Source organism: Pseudomonas sp. SK2 (genome assembly GCF_016772395.1).
Lineage (GTDB): Bacteria > Pseudomonadota > Gammaproteobacteria > Pseudomonadales > Pseudomonadaceae > Aquipseudomonas > Aquipseudomonas taiwanensis.
Genome location: NZ_CP061944.1, coordinates 1,668,902 through 1,692,627, shown reverse-complemented (window position 1 = coordinate 1,692,627; position 23,726 = coordinate 1,668,902). Strand labels below are relative to the sequence as shown.

The following is a 23,726-nucleotide window of genomic DNA, read 5'->3' as shown; positions in this document are numbered from 1 at the left end:
TGCAGGTACTGCGAAAAGCCTGATCTAGAGGCCTGCAATAGCTTGGGGTCATGCTATCGAGGAACGTCGCGGCAATACAACGGGCAGGACGTTATGTTTTGTTAACCGCCCCAAAAGCTTCGCGGGTAAACCCGCTCCTACCGTCATCCCACCGCAGTGGTGTACCTGTAAGAGTGGGTTTACCCGCGAAGAGGCGAGTTCAGCTTATCGAGCACTCAGGCCAGGCTCTTGCTCACCACTTCATACACATCGCTGGACAGCGCGCCCGAAGCGAGAATCCGCTCCAGCTCGCCCTTCATCAATGCCTGCCGCGCATCGTCGTACTTGCGCCAGCGGGTCAGCGGTGCCAACTGACGCGAAGCGATCTGCGGGTTCAGCGCATTCAGTTCGATCACCAGGTCAGCCAGGAAGCGGTACCCGGAACCGTCGGCCGCATGGAAGTTGACCAGGTTCTGCCCGGCGAACGCACCGATCAGCGCACGCACCTTGTTCGGGTTCTTCAACGTAAAGGCCGGGTGCTGCATCAGCGCCTTGACCCGCGCCAGGCCACCGGGCAACGCACTGGCCGCCTGCACGCTGAACCACTGGTCCATGACCAACGGGTTGTCCTTGAAATGTTCGGCAAAGGCCTCCAGCGCCTTGGCCCGCTCGGCTTCGAACGAGGCGTTGACCAACACGGCCAGGGCGGTCAGGCGCTCGGTCATGTTGTCGCAGTGCTCGAACTGCTCAAGTGTCGCTTCCAGCACCTGCGGCTTGCCGGTCAGCATCAGGTAGGACAGCGCGATGTTCTGCAGGCTGCGACGGGCAAAGTGCTCGGCTTGCGCCACATAGGGGGTGTTGCGCGATACCTCGCGGTTGGCCTGGTAGCGGGCCCACAGCGCGTCGAACAGCTGCTCGGCGATTTGCTGGCGAGCGAACTCGCGAGCTGCGTGGATCGCATCGACATCGGCCACCTGGCTGATCTCGGTGAGGTAGGCCTCGCCCGGTAGCGACAGCATTTCGGCGACCATGGCTGCATCGAGCGATGCGTTGCCCAGCACGGTGCCCAGGGCGGTGATCAGCCGCGGGTCGAGCTTCAGCGCTTCGCCGCGCTGATGCTGGCCGATCAGCTCCTGCAACACCTGCACCGACAGCTGCTGGCCCGCTTCCCAGCGGTTGAAGCCGTCGCTGTCATGCTGCATGAGGAACATCAGTTGGTCGCGGTCGTACGGGAAGCTCAGTTTCACCGGGGCGCTGAAACCGCGCAGCAGCGACGGCAGCGGCTTGGCCGCGATGCCCTGGAAGGTGAAGGTCTGTTCGGCTTCGGTCACCGACAGCACACGGGTGGTACCTGCTGCCGAGCCTTCACCGGCCAGCTGCAGTGGCAGGTCGTTGCCTGCAGCATCGAGCAGCCCCAGTTCGACCGGGATCACGAACGGCAGCTTCTCGACCTTGTCCGGGGTCGCCGGGCAGCTCTGGCGGAACGTCAGGCTGTAGGTCTGCGCCGTCGCGTCATAAGACTCGCTGACCTCCAGGCGCGGCGTGCCGGCCTGGCTGTACCAACGCTTGAATTGGGTGAAATCGACACCGTTGGCATCTTCCATGGCCTTGATGAAGTCATCGGTGGTCACCGCCTGGCCATCGTGGCGTTCGAAGTACAGGTCGCTGCCCTTGCGGAAGCCCTCGGCGCCCAGCAGGGTACGGACCATGCGCACCACCTCGGCGCCCTTCTCGTAGACGGTCAGGGTGTAGAAGTTGGAGATCTCGATGAAGCTGTCCGGGCGCACCGGGTGGGCCATGGGGCCGGCATCTTCGGCGAACTGGTGGGTGCGCAGGTAGGCGACGTCCTCGATGCGCTTGACCGTGCGCGAGTTCATGTCGGCACTGAATTCGGCATCGCGGAACACCGTGAAGCCTTCCTTGAGCGACAGCTGGAACCAGTCGCGGCAGGTCACGCGGTTGCCCGACCAGTTGTGGAAATACTCGTGGGCAACCACGCCTTCGACGCGCTGGTGGGCGGCGTCGGTGGCGGTTTCGGCACGGGCCAGCACACAACTGGAGTTGAAGATGTTCAGGCCCTTGTTTTCCATGGCGCCCATGTTGAAGTCGTTGACCGCGACGATCATGAAGATATCCAGGTCGTATTCACGGCCGTAGACCTGTTCGTCCCAACGCATGGAGTTCTTGAGGCTGACCATCGCGTGGTCGCACTTGTCGATGTTCTCGGGCTCGACGTAAATGCGCAGGGTCACGTCGCGACCGGACTGGCGGGTGAAGCTGTCCTCGACACACCACAGGTCTCCGGCCACCAGGGCGAACAGGTAGGCCGGCTTCTTGAACGGGTCTTCCCAGGTCGCCCAGTGCCGGCCATCCTCGGCCGGGCCGCTGCCGACCGGGTTGCCGTTGGACAGCAGCACCGGGTAGCGATGCTGCTCGGCGATCACCGTGGTGGTGAAGGTGCTCATCACGTCCGGGCGGTCGAGGTAATAGGTGATCTTGCGGAAACCTTCTGCCTCGCACTGGGTGCAGAACATCTTGCCGGACTTGTAAAGGCCTTCGAGGGCTGTGTTGGATTCCGGGTGGATCTTCACGCTGGTATCGAGGGTGAAGCGCTCGCCTTCAGGCTGCACGGTCAGGCTGTCGCCATCGAGCTGGTAGTCGCCCGCCTGTAACTCCTGATCGTCCAGCGACGCACGCAACAGTTCCAGTTGCTGGCCATCGAGCACCAGCGGCGGCAGACCGGCGCCACGCTCGGGGTTGCGGCGCATGACCAGTTGCGCATGGACCAGCGTGTGGTCCTCGAACAGCTCGAAGGTCAGGTGCGTCTCGTCGATCAGGTACTCAGGGGCCTGATAATCCTTGAGGTAGATCACTTGCGGTTGTTCGGTGCGCATGGTGACGATCCTTTACTGAAGCACGGCCAGTTGGTAGGCCGTGTACTTGCGAATGTTGATCACGCCGGTGTCAAAAATCAGGTACTGGCCCTTGATGCCCAGCAGCGTGCCTTCCACCACCGGGTCCTTGTCGAGGTTGAAGCTGACGATCTTTTTCGGGTAAGCCTCCACCGGGTAACGCATCTCGACCACCTCGGCATCCGCCAACGGCTGGATGGCCTGCAAGCCGAAACGCTCCTGCAAACCGCGGATACCGTCGGCGCAGGCGTCGAAGATCTGCTCGCGGATGGCCATGAGGTCGAGCACCTCGGCGTCGCCCTTGAGCAGCGTGCGCCAATTGGTGCGGTCCGGTACCTGGCTGCGCAGCACATCTTCGACCAGACCCGATTGCTGACGGGTGGCCACGCGCATGATCGGCAGCGCCTGGCTAGCCCCCTGGTCGAGCCAGCGGGTGGGCAGTTGAGTGGCGCGGGTAATGCCGACCTTGATACCCGACGAATTGGCCAGGTACACCACGTGGTCAGTCATGCAGAACTGCTCGCCCCAGGCGGGTTCGCGGCAAGTACCTGCGTCGTAGTGGCATTTCTCCGGGGCCATGATGCACACGTCGCACTGGGCCAGCTTGGTCATGCACGGGTAGCAGTAGCCCTGGCTGAAGCTGGTCTTGGTGCGTTTGCCACAGTGGGTGCAATGAATGGCGCCAAGGTATTCCAGGCGGATCGACTGCCCGATCAGCGGGTTCACCGGCACCTGCGTGTCATCCAGGCGGAAGCTGTACTGGACGACCGGCGCTTCCAGGCGTACCGCCATCTTGCTCAGAGAGCCACGAGCGAGTTCGATCAATGTACCGAGTCCGACTTGAACAGAATGTTAGGGATTGGCGCAGATTTCGACGAGCACTCTTGCGGGCCCATGTAGCCGGTGCGCTGCTCCTCGGGGAGGTTCTTCATCTCCCAGGCGATCACGGCCTGTAGCGACAGCTCTTTCTGCTCGGGGGTGAGCTTGCGGCCATCGGACCATTTGCCGATTTCCACGGCCGTTTTCAGGCTTGCATAGATTTCAGGGGTAATGTTTTCGATCATTTGCGCGAAAGTGGACATAGCGTCTCCTGGGGTTTGGACGAAAATCGCCGAACGGCGATCAGGCGAGGCAAAAACAGGCGAGGAAGCGGAGTTTACTGTTTGTAAATACGCATTCCGAGCCTGTTTTCAACGCAGCATGATGGTCGGGCAGGCACTTCTCGTACAAAGCCGTAATCAAACCGACAGTTTACGCCGGGCAAGGGCCCCACCCAAGAGGCCCGTCAAGCATCCGATGAGCAACCCGCCGACATGGGCGGCGTTGGCGATCTGACCAAACCCGAGCTGGCCGACCACGCCGGTCAGGCAGATGACCAGCCAGATCAGCATCATCACCAGTACCCCCTTGGGCAGGCTGAACAGCGGGTTCGGCGCGAGCCATTGGTACAACCAGATGTGCCCCAGCAACCCGTACAACACGCCGGACAAGCCGCCGAACAGGCTCGGCCCGCTGGCGAAATGCTGGGCCAGGTTGGACACCAGGCTGAATAACAGGGTCAGGCCGAGCAGCATCCATGGGCCCTGGCGCAGTTCGATGCGTTTGCCCAGCTCCCAGTACCATAGGCCATTCATCGCCAGGTGCAGCACGCCAAAGTGCAACAGCATGGGCGAGACCAGCCGCCACCATTGCCCATCGCCCAGGCTTTGCGCCAAGGGGGTGAAGTACAGGTATTCGCCCTGGACGCGGAAGTCCAGAAAGGTGAACCAACCTATGGTGGTGAAGTTCTCGCCCAAGCCAGTGAGGCCAGCGACCACCAGGCACAGGAACAGGATGAAGGCGGTGACCTTGCAGGCACGGGCTTGTTCGGCCAGGGACGGTGGTGCTGGAGCATTCACCGGCATACTGGCTTCCACAGGGGGTTGCGCAAGCGGTACGTCGGCGTTGCCGTCCGGGAAGCGCTGATAAAGCTGTAGGACGTCGGCGGCCATTGTCTCTGGCGCCCACAGCACCTGGGCTTCGCCCTCCACGATCACACGGTGCGGCACCTGCAGGCGCTGCAGCAGCTGGACGAAGCCGCTGAGGTCGACCGTCAGCGGCAGGCGTATCACTTCAACGACGTTCATTGGTTGGCCTGCGGTCGGTCGACATCGACCCAGACGAACTTGTGCGGGTCGATACGGGTTTCGTCATCCAGCCGGTAGGCCACCAGTTTGCCGTACAGCACCGCGCTGTAGTCCAGGCAGGCCAAGTTGTCGCGAATCGGCGCCGGTCGGCCACTACGCCAGTAATGGCCAACGAACAGCATGGGCTCGTCCTCGGCATAGCGCAGCAAAGCATTTTTCTCGGTGTGGCTGAGCGGTGTCCTGGCCACTTCCTCCGGCAAGGCATCGGGCTGGAACACGATGTCGCCGTAGGTCTGCGGGTCTTCCTCCCAGAACTTGGTGCGGAAAAAGGCTCGGGTCAGGCCATCGCCACCGGTCAGGGTCAGGCCGTCCGGCAGGCGCATGTCGGTGCCGCGCAACAGGCGATTGCACACGGTGGCGGCAAAGCTGCCGGACACCGCCGATGCCTGGATGAAATGCTCGTCGATGCGCCCTTGCGGATATTGCTGGCGCAACGGTTCGATCAGACGGGCGTCCCAGCAGGCGTGCACCAGGCGGAAACGCCCGGCATCGACGAACAGCGGCAGCTCATGGAACCACTGCAGGAAGTCGTGCCAGTCGCCTGGATGATGGGCGAACTGAGTCAGGGTCTCGTCGATCAGGCGGGCATGCCGGGGTGTATGTTCGCGCACGTAGGCCTTGCCACTGCCCGGCAGTGCCGGGGTCACCCAGCCCAGGGCGTTGTATTCATGGTTACCCATGATGCAGAACGCCTGGCCGGCTTCGACCATGTCGTGGACGATGTGCAGCGCCTCGCGAATGCGCGGCCCGCGATCGACGATGTCACCCAGGAACAACGCCTGGCGCCGAGGGTGGCGCCAGACACCGCCGACCCGTTTGTAGCCGAGGGCGTCGAGCAGCCGTTCGAGGGTCAGTGCACAGCCGTGCACGTCGCCGATGATGTCGAAACTTCGCGCCGGATCGAGCATCAGTCGTCCCTACCTCCCAGGCGGCTGCCCCAGCCGAGCTTGGTGCGGCAGACCTCGTAGTAGTTGTGGTCCAGCGGATGGATCAGGCGCAGCTTCTGTGGCTTCTTGCTCACCGTGATGGTGTCGCCAGGGGCGCAGGTGAAGTGGTTCTGGCCATCACAGGAAACCTGCGGGTAGATCTGCAGGTCCTTGGACACGACGATTTTCAGCTCGCTGTTGCCGTCCACCACGATCGGCCGCCCAGACAGGGTATGCGGGTACATCGGTACGATCACGATGGCGTCGAGTTTGGGGTGCATGATCGGGCCGCCAGCGGACAGCGCATAGGCGGTGGAGCCGGTGGGCGTGGCGACGATCAGGCCGTCGGCTTTCTGGCTGCAGACGAACTGGCCGTCGATGTAGATCTCGAACTCGATCATCCGCGTCGACTTGCCAGGGTGCAGCACCACGTCGTTGAGCGCATCGCCCTGTCCGATGGCCTCGTTATGGCGGCGCACCTCGGCCTGCAGCAGGAAGCGGTTTTCCACCAGGTAATGGCCGTCGAGCACCTCGGCGACTTTCACTTCCAGCTCGTCCGGGCGGATATCGGTCAGAAAGCCCAGGTTACCCCGGTTGATGCCCAGCACCGGAATATTGTGACGGGCCAAGGCGCGGGCGGCGCCCAGCAGACTGCCGTCGCCCCCTACCACGATGACCAGGTCACAGACCTCGCCTAGCAATTTGCGGGTGGAGGTTTGCAGGCCATGGCCGGGCAGGACTTCGGCGATGGTGTCCTCGAGGATCACGTGCAGGTGGCGCTCGAGGAGGAATTTTTTCAGTCGGCGAATGGTGTCGAGCACCTGCGAGCTGCCAAGGCGTCCGATGATACCGATATTGCGAAATTGCTCCATGGGGCTCCTGCGAGGCTCTGCGGCGGGTGACTATGCCGGGATTATGGGCGAAACGACCGGGCAGCGGCAAACCGGCTATGCTCGCAGGATGATGCCTTTTGCCGATCTGCACGACCTGCCCCGCCAACTTCGCCGCCCAGCGGTTCGCGACCTGGCGTGGGTACTGCTGTCGCCGCCGCTGCTCAGTGCCCCGCCCTGCCCCCAGCGCCATCCGCTGACGGGCAGTGCCTGGGCGGACGATCCACAAGGCCTGGCGCTGTGGCTACGGTCGCTGGATGCCGACGACCAGCCGCTGCGCGCCTGGCTGGTACAGCTGACCAGCCAGCGTTTGGGCTTGTACTACGAAAGTCTCTGGCAGTTTGCCCTGCGCCACGCCCCTGGCGTCGAGTTGCTGGCCGGCAACCTGGCGATTCGCCAAGGCGGTAGAACGCTGGGCGAATTGGATATCGTCCTGCGCGATCGCGAGGGCGTGCATCATCTGGAACTGGCGATAAAGCTGTACCTCGGCCCCCAGCAGACTGACGGCCACGACCCGGCCGATTGGCTGGGCCCCGGCTGCCACGACCGACTAGGCAGCAAACTGGCCCATGTCGTGGGTCACCAGTTGCCCATGTCGCGCAGTGCACAGGCACGTGACAGGCTGGCCGATCTGGGTGTCGATGAGATCAATGCGCACTTGTGGATGAGCGGCTACCTGTTCTACCCCTGTCCCGGCCAGACCGACTCACCGTCGCCGAGCAATCCGCAACATTTGCGTGGGCACTGGTCGCACCGCAAGGATTGGTCACCGCCACCACAGCAGTGCTGGCAGCCTTTGCCGCGCCACGCGTGGCTGGCACCGGCTCGCTTCCAGGCCGAGGACCTGCTGGTGCATGCTGGGATCGGCGAATGGTTGCAGGCACTGGACGAGCATGCCCCTGCACAGTTGCTGGTCCGCCTGGAGGAGCAGGCGGACGGGGCGTGGGAAGAGGCAGAGCGGCTGTTCCTGGTCGCTGACGACTGGCCGCACCTGCCCCTTTGAGAACGCCGTGCCTCAGGAGGCGTCGGCTACCGGTTCAGCCTTGGGGCAGTGGGCTTGGGCATCGGTCGGCCAGAGCACCTTGCCCTTGCCATCGACTACCTGCTCGGCACCGCACGGTAAGCGGTTGGTGTCGAACACCACCGTGCCATCGAGGCGATACATGGCCCGCAAGGTGCTGACCGCATCGTCGTTGTACCCTTCGACGCGATAACCAAAGATCACTCCGCGGTCCATGTCGACTTTGATGGCCTGCCATTTGGCCGGCACCAACAACTTGCCGTCCAGGTCGTAGAGGGCGCGATTGGCGTCGGTGGACTCACCCTCGGCGGCAAGCACGTGCTGCTTGTCGGCGGTCAGCGAGAGCCTGACGAACTGCTCCGGCTTGATCAACACCGTGCCTTTGGCATCCATCATCCCCACAGTGCGCACCTGATCGGGCATCCCCCAGACCTTGACGGTCTTGCGCGGCGATTGCAGCTCGGAATAGGCGAAACGCTCAGGCGCCAGCACACCGACCTCAGCGTAAGTGGGCTCGATCAACACGGTGCCTTTATCCAGGTCGACGGTGCCAAAGGTGGCCAGGAAACTGTTCTGCATCACGCCAATATGGCTGAAGCCCGGACGATGACCGATCATGCCGGTGCCGGTACCCGCATCACCAATGGAGTCGTACTTCGGCTCGATCAGCCACTTGCCGTCATGGCCGATCATCCCCGCCTTGCCCCTTCCCGCCTCGGTACGCGGCTGTTGCACCATCGCACCGGTCTTGCCGAACGCTTCGCAGGTTTCATACCGAGGCTCGATGACCGTCTTGCCTTGGTAATCCATATAGCCGCACATCCCGTCGTAGGTGGCCTTGAAGGCCACCAATCCAGCCCCTGGGTTACCCAGCCAGAACTTGCCGAAAGGCACCACCAGGTTACCCGCGGCATCGGCCAGACCCGAGCCTTCGGCACCTTCGCGCTTGACCACCAGGTGGCCGTCGCCGACGACGACGATGTCATCGAAGTCGAGCTTGCGCAGCGTGCGAGTATCCAGGTTATAGCCCCAGCTTTCGCCTTCGCGCTTGGCGAGCACCCAGTTACCTTTCATGGCGCCACGCACGTACATCGAATCGAACACCGGGTCACTGACCTTCTCGCCCTTGACCGTGAGAATGCCGCGCAGTTCGTTCACTTCATAAACGATGAAGTCATTCTCGCCGCCGACATATACGGTGTCGAAGAGCGCCGGCTGGACTTCCTTGCCCTGCTCGTCCATCACACCGACCTTGCCATCACGGACAAAGCCGAACAAGCCAGGGGTCAGGGTATACAGCTCATCGGTGATATCGGCTTTGATCACCTGCTTGCCATCACGGCTGGCCAGGCTCCAGTGATCACCATCGCCAAAAATGAAGGAATTGCTGAAAGGTACGGTGTAGAGGCCCGAATAAGTGTTATCGGGGCCCACCAGCAAACTGCCAGTCTGGTCAATGACCGCGCATTGGTCGTTGACGCACAGGGGGATGGTCAGGTTGGCAAGCGGTTTGGTTTCGGGGGTTTGCTGGCAACCGCCCAGCATGAGAGTGGATAAAGCACAAAGCAGCGCCGCCTTCGAAGCGGCTGTGAAAGGTTTCATTTACACAGAGTCCTTGTGTAGAAAATCGTATAACTTGCTTCCTTGAGCTAACAGCAAATAGCTATTCGCCATCGCTCAGCGGATTGTATCGACGAAGTTTCACAGATCTAAAGCAAAAAAAAGATTCACGTACCAGTTACAGTTAGGAACGAGCGCCGCCAAGAGCGTTCTTTTCGACCTGATGACGAGGACCGACCATGGCTTCATCCACCCCCGCGACTCATTACGCACGCCTGTCCATCGCCCTGCATTGGCTGATGCTGGTGTTGCTCGCCGCTGTATACGCCTGCATCGAGTTGCGCGGCCTGTTCCCCAAGGACAGCGCCGAACGCAACTTGATGAAAGACCTGCACTTCATGCTTGGCCTGACGGTATTCGTGCTGGTCTGGTTGCGCCTTGCCGTACGGGTGACTCGACCGACCCCCCCCATCGTGCCCAAGCCACCTGCCTGGCAAACCGGCCTCGCGCACCTGATGCACCTGGCGCTGTATCTGTTGATGATCGGTTTGCCGCTGGCCGGGTGGTTGATTCTGAGCGCCGCCGACAAGCCGGTGCCGTTCTATGGCCTGGAACTGCCACACCTGATCGGTGCCGACCCGGATCAAGCCAAGTTCATCAAGGGCTGGCATGAGCGCGTGGGCAGCTGGGGCTACTGGCTGATCGGACTGCACGCACTGGCCGGCCTGTACCACCACTATGTGCAGCGCGACAACACGCTGCTGCGCATGCTGCCCTACAAGTAACCGCGCCGCCCCTGCAGGCCACCGGTGTGCAGAAAGATCAGGCGGGTGCCGGGCTCGAACAGCCCGGCCTCAGCCTGGTCGCGCAAGGCCAGCAAGGCCTTGCCGGTGTAGACGGCTTCGAGCGGCACACCACTGTGTCGCTCGCACGCGTCGACGAACGCCAGCAGGTCCTCATCGAACTTGGCAAAACCGCCACGACAGGCTTCGTGCAGCTGGTAACCGTCAGCGCCGACCAGTTCCCTGACCGTCTGCGGCACACCATGATCCCACGGCACTGCCAACGCGCCATGAACGGCGTGCCTACCCGCCTCGGCCAGTACCAGGCCCGCCAGCGTGGTCCCGGTTCCTGCCGCCAACCACCAGGCATCGTACGCTGACCACCCCAGCGCTCCCAGTTGCGCCTGTGCCTGCTCGACGATCGCTGCACAACCCTCGGCGCCCGCCAACCCGCCACCGCCTTCGGGAATGCAGTGCCATCCCGGGTAGCGAGCCTGCCAGGGCGCCCAGAAACCGGGCTCGTGGCGCGCACGGTAACCGTCGTATCCAAGCCAGTGCAGCTCCATGCCAAAGCCCTGCAAGTCCCGAACGGTTGGCGTGTCCTGGGCATGACCGCGCAGCAGCCCCACCGTGGCGAAACCAAAGCGTTTACCGGCAGCGGCCAGGGCGTGGAGGTGATTGGAATGGTTGCCGCCAAGGCTTATCAGGCCGGGCGAGCCCTTTTCATGTGCGCGCTGCAGGTGGTGGCGCAGCTTGAACCATTTGTTGCCGCTGATCAGCGGGTCGATCAGGTCCAGGCGCAGGATGGCGGCTTCGATCGCAGCGTTTTGCAGCCATGGCAGATGAAAAGTTTGCAAGAACGCGGAGGGTAGCTCTGAGAGGCACGGGGACATGGCGAGAGACCTTGGTTGGTGCTGCAGTTTACCAGGCGAAGCAGCAGGGCCTGGGGCATGAGCCACCTTTCCACGAATAGATAACGAATCTTCCTACGCGCCCCAGCCCCCCCCTGCATACAGATAGAGATTCATTTTTTAACGTCGCTCGCCTGTCTCTTGAGGAAGGCGAGCCTCTCATATCCTCTGCGTTCGTTATCGCGCCTCCCGAAACCCTGGAAGCCGAGGATCTGGCTCAGCGCATCGATGTATTCACCCGATGGCTGGCCAATGTCAGTGAGGGTCACCTCTGCCTGCAACGGTTGCACACTTGCAGCGCCAAGTTATGGGTGGCCGGAAATGCAATGGCGCTGTCAGGGGCATTGGGCGATATCGTTACCCTGCTCACCACCACTCCTCGTGCGCCGCAACACGGGTAGAGCCTTGCCATAAACCTGCACACAACGATCTGCGGCTCGCTGCCCGACCTCACCGAGCAGGCGCTTTCCTACCTACCCACATTGCTCCCGCAACAACCGCTTATGCCTAGGTGCGATATGCACAACGTGACCGAAATTGCGACTTTCCCATAAAGCGCTCGTTAGCACCGAGCCAGAAACCATGTCCGAACCGATGGTGCCAGCCTTCAAGCCTAAAGGTCAGCACCACCGCAACTACTTGGACAGCGAGTGGCTCAAAGCTCCGCCGCCAACCGCGACCCTTGGTTGATCGCCCGCTTGGCGTCCAGTTCGGCAGCAACGTCGGCCCCACCGATCAGGTGAACCGACTGCCCCGCCGCCGCCAACCCTTCATGCAACTCACGAAGTGGATCCTGCCCGGCGCAAATCACCACATTGTCCACCGCCAACACCTGCGGCTCCCCCTCGCCGACGCGGATGTGCAGGCCGTCGTCGTCGATCTTCAGGTACTCGACGCTGTTGAGCATCTGCACATGCTTGTTCTTCAAGCCCGTACGGTGGATCCAGCCGGTGGTCTTGCCGAGGCCGTCGCCGACCTTGGATTTCTTGCGCTGTAGCAAGTACACCTGCCGTGCAGGCGCATGCGGCTGGGCTTTGATACCCGCCACGCCGCCGCGTGCTTCGAGGTGCGTATCGATGCCCCACTCCTTCCAGAACGCGTCACGGTCCTGGCTGCTGGCCACCCCCTGATGCACCAGGTATTCGGAAACGTCGAAACCGATACCGCCCGCCCCGATCACCGCCACGCTCTTGCCCACCGGCTTGCGCTCCAGCAGCACGTCCAGGTAGCTGAGGACCTTGTTGTGCTCGACCCCTGGAATGGCCGGGGTACGGGGAACAATGCCGGTCGCCAGGATGATTTCGTCGAACTTCCCCTGCACCAATGCCTCGACGTCGACACGGGTGTTCAAGCGCAGCTCTACGCCGGTGCTGCGCACTTTGTTGCGGAAGTAGCGAAGCGTCTCGAAGAACTCTTCCTTGCCCGGCACCCGCTTGGCGACGTTGAACTGGCCGCCCACTTCGTCTGCTGCATCGAACAGGGTCACCTCATGGCCTCGCTCGGCAGCCACGGTCGCGGCCGCCAGACCGGCAGGGCCGGCGCCGACCACGGCGATCCGCTTGACCTTCGTGACCGGCAGGTAATTCAACTCGGTCTCGTGACAGGCCCGTGGGTTGACCAGGCAACTGGTCAGCTTGCCACCGAACGTGTGGTCCAGGCAGGCCTGGTTGCAGCCGATGCAGGTGTTGATTTCATCGGCACGGCCTTCGGCGGCCTTATTGACGAAATCTGGGTCCGCCAGGAACGGCCGGGCCATCGAGACCATGTCGGCATCGCCCTCGGCCAGCACTGCCTCGGCCACTTCCGGCGTGTTGATGCGGTTGGTGGTGATCAGCGGGATCTTGACCGCGCCGCGCAGCTTGGCGGTGACCTTGGTGAATGCCGCGCGCGGCACTTTGGTGGCAATGGTCGGAATTCGCGCCTCATGCCATCCGATGCCGGTGTTGATCAGCGTCGCGCCTGCGCGCTCGATGGCCTGGGCCAGCAGCACGATCTCATTCCAACTGCTGCCACCTTCGACCAGGTCGAGCATCGACAGGCGGAAAATGATGATGAATGCCGGCCCTACCGCCTCGCGCACGCGGCGGACGATCTCGACCGCCAGGCGCATGCGGTTTTCGTAGCTGCCACCCCAGCGGTCCGTGCGGTGGTTGGTGTGGGCGGCCAGGAACTGGTTGATGAAATACCCTTCCGACCCCATGACCTCGACACCGTCGTATCCAGCGCGCTGGGCCAGCACGGCACAATTGACGAAGTCGGCGATCTGCTTTTCGATCCCCGCCTCGTCCAGCTCCTTGGGCTTGAAGGGGTTGATCGGAGCCTGGATGGCGCTGGGCGCGACTTGGCGTGGGCTGTACGCATAGCGCCCGGCGTGGAGTATCTGCAGGCAGATCTTGCCGCCAGCGGCGTGCACGGCGTCGGTGACGATCCGGTGCTTGTCGGCTTCTTCCTCGGTGCTCAGCTTGGCCGCGCCAGAATAAACGCCCCCTTCATCGTTGGGCGCAATACCCCCCGTGACCATGAGCCCGACGCCACCGCGCGCGCGCTCGGCAAAGTAGGCCGCCATGCGTTCGAAACCGCCGGGACGCTCTTCAAGGCCGGTGTGCATCGAGCCCATCAAGGTGCGGTTACGCAAGGTGGTAAAGCCCAGGTCGAGCGGGGCCAGCAAGTGCGGATAGCGGTCGGCAGCCATGAAACGGTTCCCCATGTGGCGTGATCACGGAAATGCAGGCACCTCGCACGCTGGCGGGGCCTATCGTTTATCTGCTGCGACATTAAACAGCCGTTTGAATGGGCTCAATGATCGGAAATTACAACTTACTGATCAAAATGCGCAGCCGCTTCGCCACACGAAGCGTCAGGTCATTCAATGCAGTCCGACGTACCTTCAGGTTTTCCTTCGACGCGGTTCGAACGAACGCCGACGGTATTCAAGGCCTACGGTGACGTCAGGATGACCACGTAGTGACCTTGTGTCGGGGGCTCGCCGCGCTCATCGACCAGCCTGTAAGCCTGATCGACGGTAGGCCCTCGGTCGACCCGTAACGCCCGAACCGGCACCGCCAGATCGTCCACGCCCTGGATACCGATGACGCTGTCACGAGCCAGCGCCGGACAGGCCTCCATTCGCCAGCCGCCAGTGCCGGCGGTGGTCGTGCACGACGGCTCGACGATGCTGCCGGTGAACTGCAGCATGCCCGAGACAACGACGGCGTCTGCCTGGGCCTGACCAACCAGGCCCAGGCACACTGCAACACTCAATGCGAATCGCTTGCTGCCCATGATTTTCACTCTCCCGATAACCCAATGTTGAGCCTATCGGATGAACGTCAGGCAGCCTGGCCGCGGGCGTGAGGTAGTTCACAAAACAAAGAAGCCAATTTAAGAAACGTCTCAAAGCCTGCGACCGCTGCGATGCCTAGGATGGCTGAGACTCTCCCGACCCGCATCACCGGAGCCATTCCCTGACCATGTCGCCGCGCTCGCTTCGTACCCTCTTGCTCCCAGCCATGGCGGCGATCGTCATGACGGGCCTGGCGTCCAATGCTTGGGCCCAACTCAAGATCGAAGGCACGCGTCTTGTCTACCTGGGAACGAACAAGGAAGCGAGCCTCAACGTCATCAATCGCAGCGACCTGGACACGGTCATGCAAAGTTGGGTCAGCGCACCCGACGAGCACGACGATGCCCCCTTCGCCATCGTCCAGCCATTGACGCTGATCCCCCCCAACGGTCAACAGACGCTGCGGATACTGTACGCAGGCAAGGGCCTACCCCAGGACCGGGAATCACTGTTCTGGCTGAACATCCTCGAGATCCCGCGCAAGCCCGCGCAAACCGATACCCTGCAGTTCGCCATCCGCCAGCGCCTGAAGCTGTTCTATCGTCCCGCCGGCCTGCCAGGCTCGTCCAGCGAAGCGGCCACCGGCCTGCAATGGCGCAAGCGCGAGCCTCGTTCGATCGAAGTCAGCAATCCAAGTGCCTTCCATGTTTCGCTGATCGATCTCCAACTCGATAGCCTCGGGCAGTCATACCCGCTTACGGACTACCTCCTCCTGCGCCCAGGGGAATCGCTCACCCTCGAAGCGCCTTCGACACTGCCTGCACAGAGTCGTGTGGCATTCAGCGAGCTCACCGATATCGGCCTGCAGAAACGCCACCGCGTCGCGCTGCCGTGAACACACCGCTACAGGATAGCCCCCCCATGATCCCAATTCGAAAAGCCCTGCTGGGCCTGCTCTTCGTTGCAGCCAGCTGCCCGGCCACCAGCTATGCGCTGTCATGCAAGCTGGACCCCTCCAAAGCGTCGGTGTTCAAGGAGGCCCTGGGTACCGCGCTGGCGGTGCCGGCCGACGCGGCGGACGGCACGATCATCTGGGAATCTGCGCCACATTCAGTGCCGGTCATCTGCGCCGATGACTACGAAACAGGCGTACGGGAAGACGTCTATTTCTGGGTCAACCCTGCGAAAATCAGCATCGGCAAGGGCATACGGGTCGGGATTCGCTACGGATCCAAGACCATCACCCAGAGTTCGGGCGCGGTCAGCACCGGTTTCAACTCGTTCCACGGTTGCGACTGGGCGAACTGCACGGGCTGGGACAAGGCCCGCTTCACCCTGACCTTCACCGTGTTCATCGAAAAATACGGTGAAACGCCGACCGATGGACAAGCCAGCATCCTGAGTGAATATCGGGTGTTCCAGCTGGACGGCAAGGGCGGACTCAACCCCAAGCCTGACAGCAACCTCAACTATGTCGTCACCGGTATGAACAACGTGCGCTTCGTACCCTGTTCGCCCGAGCTGACCATCTTACCTTCGGTGGTCAATTTCCGCCGCGCCCTCGCCAGCTCGGCACAAATCGGCCAGGTCGCCAGCTCGGCCAATTTCAGCCTCGACCTGGTCAGGACCTGCGACACGCCGTACGCCGTCAGTGCTCGCTTCAGCCCGGTTGCCGGCAGCGCCAGTGTCATCGACAAACTGCTGGTGCCCGGCAATAACAGCTCTGTCGGCATCGCCCTGACCCAGCAGGACAACAACCAACCGGTGCCCTTCGATACCTGGTTCAAGCTGGCGGACCTCACTACACCGGGCTTGATCCGCAACGAGTTCCGTGCCGACCTGATTTGGCGCTCGGCCCCTGTCCCCGGTACGTTCGAGGCCATGGCGCTGGTGGACCTTTTCTACAAGTAACACCGCGACCAGGCCCGTTTAAGGATCGTCTGATGTCTAGTTGCCAGCGGCGGGCCTAAATTCGCCGGATGCGACTCAAAGCCTATCTGCAACAGATCAACCCTCTACTCTCCGACCCCGAAGCAGCACGCCGGCTGCTTCGGCTGCTGGCGTTCGTACTCTCGGCCGGCATTCTCGGCGCGGCCTACAATTTCCTGTCCTTCACGTTCAACACCGACATTGCCCGGCGCCACGGCGCCATGAGCAGTGCGATCGCCGAGGCGCATACCTTTTTCACCAACCGTGAGGCACTGCTCGAAAGCCTGAGCCTCGCAACCGTGCGCCAGGCCGTTCCTGGCGTCCAAGCGGTGCCCCTGGCACCGGGCGAAGAGGTCCACCTGCAACTGGGCAACCAGCCGGGCAAGCGCTGGAGCCTGTGGCTGACACGACGCATGTGCGCCTATCTCAAGGCGCGCCATGTCAACCTGCTGTATGTCGGCGCAGATGCCCAAGCCCCCATGCGCTGGCTGTACAACGTCGACTCGCAGGCGCCGGAGCCTTCACGCGCCCTGCTCGACCGACTCCGCGATGCAGGGCAACGGGTGAAGGCACCACGGGAACTGTGGCTGGCCGACCAGGGCGCGCAAAGCTCGCGCCTTTTCATCTTCCTGCGCCTGGACGAACGCGACGCGGACTCCGGCTGGCTGGGCCTGGAAATCGACAGCCAGGCGGTGGCGCCATCGCTCAAGGATGCCAGCGCGGGGGAATTCATGATGTTCAACGCCGACGGGATGCTGGTGTTCACCAACAGTCAGGGCCCGGCATTGAACCGCTCGCTACCTAAGCCCGTGGGTCAGGACTTCTTCGGCTTTGTCGGCCAGGGGCTACTGCCGGAGTACCTGGTCATCAGCAAGCCGCTGATGTCCTCGGACTGGCAACTGGTATACGCGATCGGCCTGTCCGCGATCCTCGCCGGCGTGTGGCAGCAACTGCTCGGTGCCCTGCTGTTCTGCGTGCTCAGCATCACCTTGATAAGAGTCCTGATCCAGCGTTTCGACCAGCGCTTCTTCACCCCAACGGTCGAACGTATCCGCGAACTGGTCGAAAGCGAGATGTTCAGCCGTGATGTCATCGAAACAGCACCTGTGGCCCTGTGCGTGCTGCGACGCAGCGATGGACAGGTCGTGCTGGAAAATCACCTGGCCCAGCAGTGGTTGGGCCAAGGCCAGGCACGGGACGCGCGCAGCGCGCAATGGATAGAGAAAGTCTTCGAACCAGACGAAGGCCAGTACAGCGACTATTTCGAGAGCGCCGAAGGGCGTCACCTGTACCTGAGTTGTTCGCCAACCCGCTACAAGGGCGAGCAGGTTCTGTTGTGCGCATTCAGCGACATCAGCGCGCGCAAGCAGATCGAGGCCGCGCTGGAGGATGCCCGGCGCGCTGCCGACACGGCCAACGAAGCGAAAACCCAGTTCCTGGCGACCATGAGCCATGAAATCCGCACGCCGCTCTTCGGTGTGCTGGGCACCCTGGAGCTGCTGTCGCGTACTGCGCTGGACGCCCAGCAGCGCGACTACCTGCAAGCCATCGAAGGCTCCTCCTCGACCTTGCTGCAGTTGATCTGCGACGTCCTCGACGTGTCCAAGATCGAGGCAGGTCAACTGGCCCTCGAACTCAGCGAGTTCAGTGCGTTGGAGCTGGTCCGCGAGGTAATCCAGGGCTACAGCGCGGCGGCCAGGAGCAAGGGGCTGCTGCTCTACAGTTGTCTGGACCCGCGCCTGCCGGAACACCTGATCGGTGACGTCAACCGGATCCGCCAGATCCTCAACAACCTGCTGAGCAATGCGGTCAAGTTCACCGATTGCGGCCGCGTGGTGTTGCGGGTCCGGCTGCTCAACCGCGATGGCGAGCGCTCCTGCCTGTTGTGGCAAGTCTCGGACACGGGCAAGGGCATCGCCGAACAGGACCAGCCGTTCATCTTCGACCCTTTCTACCAGACCGAGGGCCATACCCAGGTCATACCCGGCACAGGCCTTGGGCTGCCGATCTGCCAGCGGCTGACCCAATTGATGAATGGCCAACTGCGCCTGGTAAGCGAGTTGGGCCTTGGCAGCAGCTTCAGCCTGACCCTGCCTTTGGAAGTGGCGTCCGGCCGCAGCAATGCCCCGTTCAATCTTCTGGCAGAGCGCATTCACGTGGTATCGCCGGCGCGCGAACTGGCAGAAGCCATCGCTGGCTGGTTATGTCGCTGGGGGGCTCGTGCCCAGGTCGGTGCGCCGGGCTGCGCCCTGGCCGGCGAACTGCTGGTCGAACTGCATCCAGGCAGCGTCGAGCGCTGCCTGGTCGGAGAATGGCCTGGCCCGCGGATCCTGGCCAGCGCCCAGGGATGCTGGGAAGCCCGCCACGAAGCCGGTCACTGGCAGGTCAACCTCAACGACCTGGGCGCCCTGCACCATGCCGTCGCTCAGGCCCAGGGCCTGCGCAGTGCCAGGCACGAAGCCGTACCCGACGTTCGCGCGCCGGAGCCGCTTGGGCTGCACGTGCTGGTTGCCGAGGACAATCTCATCAACCAGTTGATCCTTCGCGATCAGCTCGAGGAGCTCGGCTGCAGCGTGAGCTTGGCCAGCGATGGCGAGCAGGCCCTGCAAAGTTGGAAACGCGAGCACTTCGACCTGGTGCTGACCGACGTCAACATGCCCGGTATCAACGGCTACGAACTGGCCCGGGCCCTGCGCGGTCTGGGCTGCGCCCAGCCCATCATCGGCGCCACCGCCAATGCACTGCGTGGCGAGGAAGAACTGTGCCTGGCCGCTGGCATGGACCGCTGCCTGATCAAGCCTTTCAACCTGCAAGTGTTGTTCAACTGCCTGGCCCCGTATCGAGGTAGCCGCCATGAAGTCCTTTAACATCCTGATCGTCGAAGACCACCCTTTCCAGCACATGTACCTGCAACACCTGTTCAGCGAGCTTGGCACCTTCAACCTGGAGGCAGCCCGGGATGGCCAGGAAGCGCTGGAGCGCCTGCGACTGCGCGACTTCGACCTGGTCCTGACTGACCTGCTGATGCCTGGCATGGATGGCGTGCAGTTTATCCAGCACCTGGCTGGCCTTCGCCACAAACCCGGTCTGGCGATCATGAGCGCGGCCTCGCGGCGCATGCTCATGGCTGCAAGCCTGGTGGCCAAGAACCTTGGCGTGGACGTGCTTGGGCTGATTTCCAAGCCAGTCGAGCCGGCTGCGCTGCGCAGCCTGATCGACCAGTTGCAACTGCACCACCAGGCTCCAGCCCAGGCGGCCCCGACAGCCCTCGAGTTCGATCGCCAGACACTGATAGATGCCTTGAACAACCGAGCCTTCCAGGCCTGGTTCCAGCCCAAGAAGTCTTTGCACAATGGCCGCATCGTCGCAGCCGAAGCGCTGGTGCGCTGGATGCATCCGGACCAAGGAGTCTTGTTGCCAAGCACCTTCCTACCGACGATCAAGGCCTTCGGCCTCGAGGAAAGGCTGCTGTGGGTGATGCTCAAGCAAGCCATGGATGCCCAGGCACGGTGGCGTGACCGAGGCTATGACATCCCCGTCTCGATCAACCTGCCGACCCACCTGCTCAACAGCCATGATCTGGCCGACCGCTTGCTGGAGTTCGTCCTGCACCACCAAGGCGTGCCCGGCAAGCTGTGCTTCGAGCTGATGGAATGTTCAGTTCCCGAAGAGCTGAGCAATTTCTATGCAGGCGCCTGCCGCTTGCGCATGAAGGGGTTCGGCCTGTCCCAGGACGACTTCGGCAAAGGCTACAGCTCGTACCTGAGCCTGGTCTCGACGCCGTTCACCGAGCTCAAGATCGACCGCGCCCTGGTGCAGCGCTGCGATGAAAGCGAGAGCCTGGCTTCGGCCCTGGCCAGCATCGTCGCCCTGGGGCGCAAGCTTGGGCTGACCGTGGTGGCAGAGGGTGTCGAAACGCCCCAGGAGCTCGAGATGCTACGCAAGGTAGACTGCAACCAGGTTCAGGGTTTCCTGATCTCCCATGCCGTCTCGGCTGAACAGTTCCAGCGCCTGCTGCACAGCGACGGTCCGCCGTCAGCCTACTGAACTGTTGTAACTCACGGCGCCGGCCGGGCATCAGAGGTAATATCCCTAGGGTACCGATGCCCCCAAGGTCTTCCGGATTCTTTCATGAAACAATACAACGCCCTGCTGGAAAACCTGGCTCGCAGCTCCCTGCGACTGAACAAAGGCATGACCGTTCTGCTTGGCCTGGCGCTGCTGCTGGCCGGCTTCAGCCTCTGGTCCATCGAGCGCCTGGTCGACGAGCATAACGACACGGTCAGCATCCATTTCGCCCGGCTGATGGAAAACATCCAGGAACAGGAAAGCTTCCTCGAGGCCCTCGTGCTACGCAGCGCCAGGGGCGAGTTGCTCGACCACCCACGTGCGCTCGAACCGGTGCTGACACCACTGCCCGACCAAGGACCGGACATCTACAAAGGCCAGGCATTTCCATTTTCCCTGCCATTCAGCCTCAAGCTCGACTCGCACAGCCTCGCTGGCAACCAGGTGGCAAGCATCTTCAGCCAGGGTGCGAACCTGGCCAGCTTCTACAGCATGTTCTGGTCGGCCTCCCCCTACCGATCGCCCCAGGTGTTCCTGTTCTCGCCGGATGCCCATTACGACATCACGGTTCCCGCCGCCGGCCGCAGTCGGGGCAAGCCCCAGGACGTGGGCGAGCCTTTCATCGACGTGGTCAGGCAGGTCGCGGCGCGGCGCCCCCAAGGCCTGGACCAGGGCGCCGGAATCGTCTGGCGCAGCTATGTCGAACAGCCGGACCAGGACTCCCCACCGCGGGTACTGGCCTATGCCAGCATCGCCCTGCGCCCGACCGAGGCAAGCGGCCAACATTTGCAAGCGGCGTCGCTGGTCGACCTGGCACAGATCGACGACTTCGAACGCATCATGGCCTGGACCGTGTATGACCATTTCAACCTGATTGCTCCGTCCGGAGAGGTGCTGGTCGGCACGCCCATGCCTCTTGAGGGGGTGCATGAAGGCCTCAACATCAAGCCCGAAGGCCTGGTTTTCCGCCTTCACGAGCAAGCCAACGGTGGCTGGAGCGCGGTCTACACCGTGACCTACCGGCACTTCTTCCGTTACGCGTTCTGGTCGCTGGCCAGCCTCGCCGCCACCTTCCTCGTCCTGGTCGGATTGGGCCGGGTGGCCATCCGCTGGTACCAGCGCCAGGTCATCCTGCCTGCGCGCGCAGCACACGAGACCATCGCCGAGAGCGAGGCCTTCAGCCGGGTGGTCATCGACACCGCGCCGACCGGCCTGTGCGTGGTTCGCAGCGCCGACAACGAGGTACTGCTGGAGAACCAGCGCGCGCAACAATGGCAAGGCACCCGCGAATTGGTCAGCACTCTCGCCCCGGCACTGGGCAGTACCCGCAGCGGCGAACACTACCTGCAGGTCGAGGGCCGCCATTTGCAGGTCGGCTTCGTGTCGACCCGTTACCATGGCGAAGACGTACGCCTTTACGCATTCAACGACGTCACCCGCCACGTCGAGGACGCCCAGGCGCTGGAAGAGGCGCGCCGCGCCGCCGACGCCGCCAACACCGCCAAGACCCTCTTCCTGGCAACCATGAGCCACGAGATTCGCACGCCGCTGTACGGCGTGCTGGGCACCCTCGAGTTGCTCGGCCTGACCCACCTGGATGCCCGCCAGCAAGGCTACCTGCACACCATCCAACGTTCCTCGGCGACCCTGTTCCAACTGATCAGCGACGTGCTCGACGTGACGAAGATCGAATCCGGACAGATGGCCCTTGAGCCAGTCACGTTCTGCCCGCTGGACATGCTCGAAGATACCGTGCGCACCTACCGCGCCTTCGCCGAGCGCAAGGGACTGTTGCTCTACGCTTGCCACGATGCCCGACTGCCAGCCCAGGTGGTCGGCGACCCGATACGCATCCGCCAGATCCTCAACAACTTGCTGAGCAACGCCATCAAGTTCACCGACACTGGCCGGGTGGTGCTGCGCACGCGCGTGCTGGCGCTCGACGACACCCAGGTCAGCCTCCAATGGCAGGTCGCCGATACCGGCATCGGCATTTCACAAGCGCAGCAGGCCAGGCTCTTCGAGCTTTTCTACCAAGTCGTCGACGCTTCCAGCGAGGGCGGTGCCGGTTTGGGTCTGCCGATCTGCGGCTGGTTGGCCGACATGATGGGCGGCCAGATCAAGGTCGTCAGCGAGCCGGGCCTGGGCAGCAGTTTTTCCCTGAAAGTAAGCCTGCCACTGGCCCCGGGTGAGTTGAGCGACTGCCCGCTGGTCGCGCCCGACCCGACCCCGGTGTACGTGCGCGCACCGATCCCGGAGCTTGCCCAGCACGGCGTCGACTGGCTGCAACGCCTGGGTATCAGCGCCACGTTGACGATTCCGCCCATGGAAAAAGACAATCACCAGGCCCTGCTGGTGGACCTGCTCGACTGTCCGGACGCCATCAACTGGCATGGCCAGCGTATCTGCGCCAGCAGCGACGGCCCGGTGCCCGCCAGTTTCAGCGACGGTAGCTGGCGGGTGGACCTGCACGACATACGTGCCATCGCCCAGGCCGTTGCCCGGATCCGCGAGGGCGGCGCACCCGAGGGCCAGGACACGGCGCGGCAGCAAAGCGCCGCCCTGCGCCTGCATATCCTGGTGGCCGAGGACAATCCGATCAACCAGGCGATTCTCCAGGAGCAACTCGAAGCGCTGGGCTGCACAACGGTAGTGGCGGCCAACGGCGAACAAGCCATGCAACGTTGGCAGCCGGGCCTTTTCGACGTGGTCCTCACCGACGTGAACATGCCGTTGATGAATGGCTACGAACTGGCCAGGACCCTGCGCCAGCATGACGCAAGGCTACCGATCATCGGCGTCACTGCCAATGCGCTGCGAGAGGAGGGCCAGCGCTGCATCGAGGTGGGAATGAATGCCTGGATGGTCAAGCCGCTGAGCCTGCAAACCTTGCGCAGCCATCTGGTCCGCCTGTGCCGGCCAACCCTGGCTGACAGCTCCAGCCGCGCACAAGCGCAAAGCTCCAGCGAGCGACCCGCACCGTCCACCATCGAGACCGTGCAACTGTCCGCCACGATGCGCGCACTGTTCGTCAGCACCATGCGCCAGGACATGCAACAGTTGCGCCTGGCGCTTGAGCAGCGTGACCACCAGCGCCTTGGCGAACGCCTGCACAGCATCGCCGGCGCCCTGGGCGCGGTACAGGCCAAGGCCCTGGCCGAACAGTGTTGCGCACTGGAGAACGCGCTGGTCGACTCGCCGATCGATGCGGCCCTGACCGAGAACCTGCGGGGGGTACTGGACAGGCTTTCTGCAATGCTAGATACCCTCGCATAGAAT

General features: G+C 62.8%; 17 protein-coding genes. 7 read left to right on the top strand and 10 right to left on the bottom strand.

The features are described 5' to 3' along the window. Nucleotides 1-215 precede the first annotated feature (215 nt). The 6 genes from pepN to IF103_RS07520 form a co-directional block, all read right to left on the bottom strand. Nucleotides 216-2,873, bottom strand: a complete 2,658-nt coding sequence (pepN, locus tag IF103_RS07545; protein WP_027907518.1) for an aminopeptidase N — start codon at nucleotides 2,871-2,873, stop codon at nucleotides 216-218. Between the two features lie 12 nt (nucleotides 2,874-2,885). Continuing rightward, on the bottom strand, nucleotides 2,886-3,716 hold the full coding sequence (locus tag IF103_RS07540) for a DUF2797 domain-containing protein (protein ID WP_023379493.1): 831 nt from the start codon (nucleotides 3,714-3,716) through the stop codon (nucleotides 2,886-2,888). Beyond that, nucleotides 3,713-3,973, bottom strand: coding sequence for a YeaC family protein (locus tag IF103_RS07535; RefSeq protein ID WP_023379492.1), 261 nt, complete (start codon nucleotides 3,971-3,973; stop codon nucleotides 3,713-3,715). Before IF103_RS07535 ends, IF103_RS07540 begins: the two co-directional genes overlap by 4 nt. Before the next feature lie 156 nt (nucleotides 3,974-4,129). Further along, nucleotides 4,130-5,017, bottom strand: a complete 888-nt coding sequence (locus IF103_RS07530; RefSeq protein WP_023379491.1) for a rhomboid family intramembrane serine protease — start codon at nucleotides 5,015-5,017, stop codon at nucleotides 4,130-4,132. Further along, entirely contained in the window at nucleotides 5,014-5,985 is a 972-nt protein-coding gene (locus IF103_RS07525) for a metallophosphoesterase (protein WP_023379490.1), read from the bottom strand. Before IF103_RS07525 ends, IF103_RS07530 begins: the two co-directional genes overlap by 4 nt. Continuing rightward, nucleotides 5,985-6,875, bottom strand: coding sequence for an NAD(+) kinase (locus tag IF103_RS07520; protein WP_023379489.1), 891 nt, complete (start codon nucleotides 6,873-6,875; stop codon nucleotides 5,985-5,987). Before IF103_RS07520 ends, IF103_RS07525 begins: the two co-directional genes overlap by 1 nt. Before the next feature lie 43 nt (nucleotides 6,876-6,918). Here IF103_RS07520 and IF103_RS07515 point away from each other — a divergent pair, with 43 nt between their 5' ends. After that, nucleotides 6,919-7,896, top strand: coding sequence for a DUF1853 family protein (locus tag IF103_RS07515; protein ID WP_202675993.1), 978 nt, complete (start codon nucleotides 6,919-6,921; stop codon nucleotides 7,894-7,896). Between the two features lie 12 nt (nucleotides 7,897-7,908). On the opposite strand, the gene IF103_RS07510 is transcribed toward IF103_RS07515, so the two are convergent. Next, the gene (locus tag IF103_RS07510; protein ID WP_041925450.1) at nucleotides 7,909-9,516 is read right to left on the bottom strand and encodes a WG repeat-containing protein; all 1,608 of its coding nucleotides are present in this window, start codon (nucleotides 9,514-9,516) and stop codon (nucleotides 7,909-7,911) included. Between the two features lie 197 nt (nucleotides 9,517-9,713). On the opposite strand from IF103_RS07510, the gene IF103_RS07505 reads away from it, so the two are divergent. Beyond that, on the top strand, nucleotides 9,714-10,259 hold the full coding sequence (locus tag IF103_RS07505) for a cytochrome b (RefSeq protein ID WP_023379486.1): 546 nt from the start codon (nucleotides 9,714-9,716) through the stop codon (nucleotides 10,257-10,259). Here IF103_RS07505 and IF103_RS07500 read toward each other — a convergent pair. The 3 genes from IF103_RS07500 to IF103_RS07490 form a co-directional block, all read right to left on the bottom strand. Then, the gene (locus IF103_RS07500) at nucleotides 10,250-11,149 is read right to left on the bottom strand and encodes a 1-aminocyclopropane-1-carboxylate deaminase/D-cysteine desulfhydrase (RefSeq protein ID WP_202675992.1); all 900 of its coding nucleotides are present in this window, start codon (nucleotides 11,147-11,149) and stop codon (nucleotides 10,250-10,252) included. The two genes, IF103_RS07505 and IF103_RS07500, sit on opposite strands and share 10 nt — an antisense overlap. A 673-nt stretch (nucleotides 11,150-11,822) precedes the next feature. Further along, nucleotides 11,823-13,859 (bottom strand): NADPH-dependent 2,4-dienoyl-CoA reductase, encoded by a 2,037-nt coding sequence (locus IF103_RS07495; protein ID WP_023379484.1) that lies wholly within the window; start codon nucleotides 13,857-13,859, stop codon nucleotides 11,823-11,825. A 245-nt stretch (nucleotides 13,860-14,104) separates the two neighbouring features. Then, nucleotides 14,105-14,449 carry a fimbrial protein gene (locus IF103_RS07490; RefSeq protein WP_023379483.1) on the bottom strand — a complete coding sequence of 115 codons (345 nt, stop codon included), beginning with the start codon at nucleotides 14,447-14,449 and terminating at the stop codon, nucleotides 14,105-14,107. Between the two features lie 188 nt (nucleotides 14,450-14,637). Between IF103_RS07490 and IF103_RS07485 the strand changes: the two genes are divergently transcribed. The 5 genes from IF103_RS07485 to IF103_RS07465 all read left to right on the top strand — a co-directional run bounded on the left by IF103_RS07485 (nucleotide 14,638) and on the right by IF103_RS07465 (nucleotide 23,723). Next, nucleotides 14,638-15,345: a fimbrial biogenesis chaperone gene (locus IF103_RS07485; RefSeq protein ID WP_049818788.1), complete on the top strand. Its 708-nt coding sequence runs from the start codon at nucleotides 14,638-14,640 to the stop codon at nucleotides 15,343-15,345. Between the two features lie 26 nt (nucleotides 15,346-15,371). Beyond that, nucleotides 15,372-16,361 carry a fimbrial protein gene (locus IF103_RS07480; RefSeq protein ID WP_202675991.1) on the top strand — a complete coding sequence of 330 codons (990 nt, stop codon included), beginning with the start codon at nucleotides 15,372-15,374 and terminating at the stop codon, nucleotides 16,359-16,361. Nucleotides 16,362-16,429: 68 nt separating this feature from the next. Beyond that, nucleotides 16,430-19,246: an ATP-binding protein gene (locus tag IF103_RS07475; protein ID WP_104882018.1), complete on the top strand. Its 2,817-nt coding sequence runs from the start codon at nucleotides 16,430-16,432 to the stop codon at nucleotides 19,244-19,246. Then, on the top strand, nucleotides 19,233-20,426 hold the full coding sequence (pvrR, locus tag IF103_RS07470) for a response regulator cyclic di-GMP phosphodiesterase PvrR (RefSeq protein ID WP_023379479.1): 1,194 nt from the start codon (nucleotides 19,233-19,235) through the stop codon (nucleotides 20,424-20,426). The genes IF103_RS07475 and pvrR overlap by 14 nt, the downstream gene beginning before the upstream one ends. A gap of 84 nt (nucleotides 20,427-20,510) precedes the next feature. Next, a complete protein-coding gene (locus IF103_RS07465; RefSeq protein WP_202675990.1) occupies nucleotides 20,511-23,723 on the top strand; it encodes a hybrid sensor histidine kinase/response regulator in 3,213 nt (1,070 codons plus the stop codon). The last annotated feature ends 3 nt before the right edge of the window (nucleotides 23,724-23,726 follow it).